This is a genomic window from bacterium, from assembly GCA_041648665.1.
GTDB lineage: Bacteria > UBA10199 > UBA10199 > 2-02-FULL-44-16 > JAAZCA01 > JAFGMW01.
The window spans coordinates 1-5,291 of sequence record JBAZOP010000140.1 but is presented as its reverse complement, the minus strand read 5'-3'; the positions used below and the strand labels follow the sequence as shown (position 1 = coordinate 5,291).

At 61.3% G+C, this 5,291-nt stretch carries 9 protein-coding genes; all 9 read left to right on the top strand.

Annotated features, from left to right (window positions below; translation table 11 throughout):
* Window positions 1–220 (top strand): phage major capsid protein (locus WC683_19285; protein ID MFA4974752.1); only part of this gene is annotated, 220 nt, incomplete at its 5' end.
* A 171-nt stretch (window positions 221–391) separates the two neighbouring features.
* A complete protein-coding gene (locus tag WC683_19280) occupies window positions 392–664 on the top strand; it encodes a hypothetical protein (protein ID MFA4974751.1) in 273 nt (90 codons plus the stop codon).
* On the top strand, window positions 664–1,284 hold the full coding sequence (locus WC683_19275) for a hypothetical protein (GenBank protein MFA4974750.1): 621 nt from the start codon (window positions 664–666) through the stop codon (window positions 1,282–1,284). The genes WC683_19280 and WC683_19275 overlap by 1 nt, the downstream gene beginning before the upstream one ends.
* On the top strand, window positions 1,281–1,688 hold the full coding sequence (locus tag WC683_19270; protein MFA4974749.1) for a hypothetical protein: 408 nt from the start codon (window positions 1,281–1,283) through the stop codon (window positions 1,686–1,688). Before WC683_19275 ends, WC683_19270 begins: the two co-directional genes overlap by 4 nt.
* 15 nt (window positions 1,689–1,703) lie before the next feature.
* Complete coding sequence (locus WC683_19265; GenBank protein MFA4974748.1) at window positions 1,704–1,928, top strand: hypothetical protein; 225 nt, start codon at window positions 1,704–1,706, stop codon at window positions 1,926–1,928.
* The gene (locus WC683_19260) at window positions 1,921–2,343 is read left to right on the top strand and encodes a hypothetical protein (GenBank protein ID MFA4974747.1); all 423 of its coding nucleotides are present in this window, start codon (window positions 1,921–1,923) and stop codon (window positions 2,341–2,343) included. Before WC683_19265 ends, WC683_19260 begins: the two co-directional genes overlap by 8 nt.
* Before the next feature lie 2 nt (window positions 2,344–2,345).
* The gene (locus tag WC683_19255) at window positions 2,346–2,717 is read left to right on the top strand and encodes a hypothetical protein (GenBank protein MFA4974746.1); all 372 of its coding nucleotides are present in this window, start codon (window positions 2,346–2,348) and stop codon (window positions 2,715–2,717) included.
* Between the two features lie 11 nt (window positions 2,718–2,728).
* Entirely contained in the window at window positions 2,729–3,175 is a 447-nt protein-coding gene (locus WC683_19250) for a hypothetical protein (GenBank protein MFA4974745.1), read from the top strand.
* 72 nt (window positions 3,176–3,247) lie between these two features.
* Window positions 3,248–5,291, top strand: a 2,044-nt coding sequence (locus WC683_19245) for a hypothetical protein (protein MFA4974744.1), incomplete at its 3' end; no start/stop codon positions are given.

The following is a 5,291-nucleotide window of genomic DNA, read 5'->3' as shown; positions in this document are numbered from 1 at the left end:
ACTCACTACGACGGGCGCTGAGGAGATCATGATCATCGGCGACTTCCGCAACTACGTGATCCTGGATAAGGTCGGCATGAACGTCGAGCTGATCCCGCATCTCGTGGGCGGCACCGCCAACTATCCGACCGGCCAGCGTGGTCTGTACTGCTATTGGCGCAACTCGGCCAAGGTAGCTACTGCCAACGCTTTCCGCGTTCTGAAGGTGGCGACCACCTAGTAGTAACGCTAAGGAGTGGGGCTTCGGCCCCACTCCTTTACATCCGCAGGCAGCACTAAGATATAGACCAATGGAACTGTATATACCCAATTGTAAGCGGTGGCTCGCGGGCCACACACAACTACGCCTCGTCGTGGGCAACACGCGAGCAGCGGAAGCATAGGAGGAACCATGCCCCGAAAGGTCTACGTCCCGACAACCACGTTTTTTGCCGAGGGCTTTCCTGGTGTCTTTAGTGAGGGCGTCACGCGAGTCTTCGAGGGCGATCCCGTGCTCAAGGGCCGCGAGCACATCTTCAAGCTGGTCGAGGTCGAGTATCCCGACGTTGAGGACGCCAGCGCCGAGCCGGGCGTGCCTCGCGGCGTACCGAAGCCTGCGCCCGTCTTTGAAGACGCCAGCGCTACTCCCGGCGTGCCCAGGCGCAAGCCCCCGAAGAGGAAGTAATGAGCGACTACACCACCCAAGCCAAGCTCAAGTCCTCGCTCGGCATCCAGAGCACGTCCACCTATGCGGACGAGGACATCGACCTGGCAATCACCGCGGCCTCGCGTGCGATCGACAACCTGACGCACCGTTACTTCTACCTCCACGACGCCTCGAACGATGAGGTGTTCTACTACTCACCCTCCTCGCGATTGCAGCTCGAGATCCACGATCTCGTCACGCTGACATCGCTCAAGCTGGATACGGACGGCAACAGCACCTTCGAGACCACGCTGACCGTCAACACCGATTTCGTCCTCGAGCCGCTCAACGCAGTCGAAGAGTCGCGCCCCTGGGAGCGGGTCAGGATTCACCCGAACGGCAGCTACGCGCTACCGGCGGGCTACCCACGCTCGGTCGAAGTAACGGGACGCTTCGGCTGGACAACCACCCCCTACGAGGTCGAGCAAGCCTGCCAGATCCTCGCGGCCCAGCTGCTCAAGCGCACGAAAGACTCGGCGGTTTACGGCTTCGTCAGCCTGCCCGGTATCGAGATCAACCAAGTAGCTCGCATCGGTCGGTCTGACCCGCACATCATGGCGCTGCTCGATCCCTTCATCAAAAAGACCTACCTCGGATGACCGAGCTAGTAACCGACATCCGCGACGGGCTCGCGGCGAACCTGGCTGCGCTCACCGGCTATGGGGTGTTCTCCTACGTCAACCCCGGCGCTCCGCTGCCGGCGATCTGGGTCTATCCCGACGAGATCGAGTTCAACGAGTCAGTCGGAACCGATACGCGCCAGTTCATCATCGAGGCTCGGCTGGGATCGGTCAGCGAGCGCAGCGCGCAAGAGAACGCCGACGCTCTGATGGGCAACGGCACGTTCTCGATCCGGAAGGCGCTGGAGTCCGACACGCTGGCAATCGGCGACGGCGAGTGGCAGGTCAACGTCACCAAGTGCTCGGGCTACCGCTACGACGCTCAAGAGACGCTGATCGTCCAGTGGACCGTTGAGCTGAGCACCCCCAACCTAGACACCTAGAGAGGAATCCCCACTTTGGACACCTACCGAGTGATCGGCAGCTGCCGCGTGCATGGACACGTGCGCGGCGACCCGCCTTTCGAGATTCATTCGACTCCGGAGCGGATAGCTGCGCTCGTTGCCGCGGGCCATATCGAGCTCGCATTCGTCTCGCTTCCCGCAGCTCGGAAGCCCCCCAAGCCCCTACGTGTGAACAAGCCGGCGCCAAGGCCGGAGAAAGAGAAGAGGACAGATGCCTAGGACAGCATCATTCGTAATAAAGACTCCGCAGGTCTTGGTCAACAACGTCGACCTGTCGGACACGGTTCAAGAAGCAGAGATCACCCTCTCCAAAGCCATGCTCGACGACACCAGTTCGGGCGACAATGCACTTCACTACACCCCCGGCCTCGAGCAGAACAAAGCCAGCATCACCTTCCGGCAGAGCTTCGAGGCTGCGAAGGTCGATGCCACCCTGTACGCGCTCTGGGCGGCCGACACCGAGTTCGAGCTGAAGGTTGCCCCGGCCAGCGGTACCAACTCCGCGACTAACCCGGCCTGGGTGTTCGACGCCGTGATCGGCGACTACGTTCCGCTCTCGGGCAAGGTCGGCGACCTGCTGCCGGTCAAGCAGGACTTCGTCATCAACTCAGTGGTCTCGCGCGACATCACGTAATCGTGGCAAAGGAGACCGTTCGAGTCCAGGGGCTGCGGGAGCTCATACGCGCTTGCGATGCCTCTGAGAAGTCGGTCAAGAAGGCGCTGCGGACGAAGCTGCGTTCAGCGGCTGAGCCGGTACGCCGGAAGGCCGAAAGCCTCTTCTCTCGCTACTCGACACGGACGGCCTCCAGGTTCGGGATCTCAGTACGTCGAAGCGGATCGGTCTCAGTCGAGCAGCGGCTACGGAAGGTAACGGGGCTTCGCCCCGATTGGGGCTCGCTCCAGATGCGCGAGGGGCTTGTACCGGCTCTGGACGCCGAACAGGCGGAGGTCATCCGCGTATTCGAGCGGATTCTGGACGAGGCAATGCAAGACGGCGGTTTCCACTAGGAGGTGACGATGTGACGGCACAAGCAGGCTTCAAGATCGGGGAGCGGATCTTCCCCGTGCCCTCCGGGTTCAGGTGGGTAGAGACGGTACTGATCGAGCGGTTGACCGGGCTCAAGTTCTCTGAGTTCGCCGAGCGGCTAGATCAGATGCAGAACGAGCAGGAACTACCAGCAGAGGATCGAGAGTTCGATCCCCTCGTTGTCCTCGGGCTCATTGCCGCTGCTGTTTGGCAGGCCAACCAGACCTGGACGCGGGAGCGCGTGGAGAAGTTCATCAACACGCTCCAGATCGAAGCGGTTGAGGAGATCGCGGGGGAGGATGAGGAAGACCCCCCGGCAGCGGGCGAGGAGAAAGCCTCGCCCTCCTCGTTGGACAGTGCGCCGAAATCGCCGGAGTCAGAGTCGGAAGCGACCCCGCCCTCGCCTGGGCTCCCTGGATCGGTCACTGGTTCCACTTGAAACCGGAAGACATGAGCGGGCTCTACCTACACCAGTTCTTCGGGATGTACGAGTTCACGAAGAAGAACGCCGATGGCTAACAAGGTCAAAGTCGAGATCATCGGTGATGCTTCATCGCTGAACCGTGCCCTGAGGTCGGCCGGGAAGGGCTCGAATTCCTTTCACAAAGCGCTTGTCGTAGGAGCGGCTGCCGCTGGGGCGGCGCTGGTCGGACTTGGCATAGCGGCCAAAATCGGTTGGGGCGAGTTCTCCGAGCAGGCGAAGGTTGGGGCTCAGACAAACGCCGTCATCAAGTCGACGGGCGGCGTGGCGAACGTCACGAAGGGCCACGTCAACAAGCTCGCCGAGTCACTGATGAGGCTCTCGGGCGTTGATGACGAGGCGATTCAGGCTGGCGAGAACATGCTGCTGACATTCCGCCGTATCCACAACGAGGCGGGTAGAGGCAACGACATCTTCGATCAGGCCACGAAGGTCTTGATGGATATGTCAGTCGCGCTTGGAGGCGACCCCAAGAAGAACGCCATCGCGCTCGGCAAGGCCCTCAACGACCCGATCAAGGGCATGACCGCGCTCGGGCGCAAGGGCGTCCAGTTCACCGCAGGGCAAAAGGCGATGATCACGTCGATGGTCGAGTCGGGCGACATTATGGGCGCCCAGAAGATCATCCTCAAAGAGTTGAACGCCGAGTTCGGCGGCTCGGCAAAGGCGGCCGGTCAGACCCTTCCAGGCAAGCTCAACATCCTCAAGGAGTCGATGAAGAACCTAGCCGGGACGGTTGTTGGCAAGGCGGCCCCGGCCCTCACTGATTTCGCCAACGCGGCCATGTCGAAGGGGCTGCCAGCCATTGAGAAGTTCTCGAAGCGAATCACTGAGGCTATCGGCCCGGCCGTCACCCGGATGACCGCAGCATTCAAGGATGCCTGGCCCGGTATTCGCGAGGTGCTAGTCGCGATGGGTGGGTACATCAAGGCGCTGCAGCCCATCTTCGACAAGCTCTCCAAGATCGGTGCGGCCACGATGCGCGCGCTCGGCAGGGTCATGAAGGATAACGGGCCCCAAATCAGGGAGATTGTCAAGAACCTAGGGGCGGTCATTCAGAATCTCGCGAAGGTCATTCTCCCGATCCTGGCCTTCGTGTTTCAGAAGGTTCTACCCGTAGCGCTTCGGATACTCATTCCTATCCTAGCCGCGCTATCCAATGTGTTGGCCGGCGTCTCCGAAGTGGTCGCTGTGGTCGCAGAGGGAATCGGGAAGCTTATTACGGCTGTCGGCTCCGGCCTGACCAAGGCCGTCGAGGCTGGAACGAACATCATCACCGGCCTTTACGACGGTGCTGTCGGGGCATGGGGCACGGTGGCTACCTGGTTCGGAAATCGCAAGGAGATCATCCTCGCATTCTTCACCGGCGGGCTTTCCTGGTTGGCGCCAAAGGGGTGGGATCTGATCTACGGCTTACTCGGCGATGCGGTGAGCGGCATCAAGGGGGCGTGGGAATCCGTGAAAACCTGGTTCGGTAATCGGAAGTCAGCCGTTACGGGGTTCTTCACTGGCGCCGCGGACTGGTTGGTCGAGAAGGGAAAGAGCGTCATCTCCGGGCTGCTGGGGGGCATCAAGGGGATTACTGGCGGCGGCTGGAGCGCTGTCGAGAGTTGGTTCGGTGAAATGCCCGCCAAGGTTAAAGGGTTCTTCATCGGAGCTGCGAGCTGGCTGGTTGAAGCTGGAAAGTCCATCGTTGACGGCCTAGTAAGGGGGATCACGGCCGTAGCGGGCAGGATTAAGAACGCGATCAAGGGGCCGATCAATACAGTGATCCGGGCGTGGAACGCCGCTCGCATACCCGGCTTCAACATCAAGATCAACATGCCGTCCCCCGTGCCGGACATCAACTTCGGTTGGGGCGGTGCGGCCCTCCCGAACATTCCCCTGCTCGGCAGCGGTGGGATCGCCATGCGGCCGACTCTGGCAATGATCGGAGAGCGCGGTCCGGAAGCTGTAATCCCGCTCGGCAAGAACGTCGGCGGCAACACCTTTATCACCGTCCCCCTGTCGATGGTCGGAGCGTCCCCACAAGAGGCTGCACGGTTGATCTGGGTCGAACTACTCAAGCTGAAGA

Excerpts from the sequence above, each read along its gene's own strand:
- WC683_19280 (MFA4974751.1), top strand. The coding sequence starts at position 392 with ATGCCCCGAAAGGTCTACGTCCCGACAACCACGTTTTTTGCCGAGGGC.
- WC683_19275 (MFA4974750.1), top strand. The coding sequence starts at position 664 with ATGAGCGACTACACCACCCAAGCCAAGCTCAAGTCCTCGCTCGGCATC.
- WC683_19270 (MFA4974749.1), top strand. The coding sequence starts at position 1,281 with ATGACCGAGCTAGTAACCGACATCCGCGACGGGCTCGCGGCGAACCTG.
- WC683_19260 (MFA4974747.1), top strand. The coding sequence starts at position 1,921 with ATGCCTAGGACAGCATCATTCGTAATAAAGACTCCGCAGGTCTTGGTC.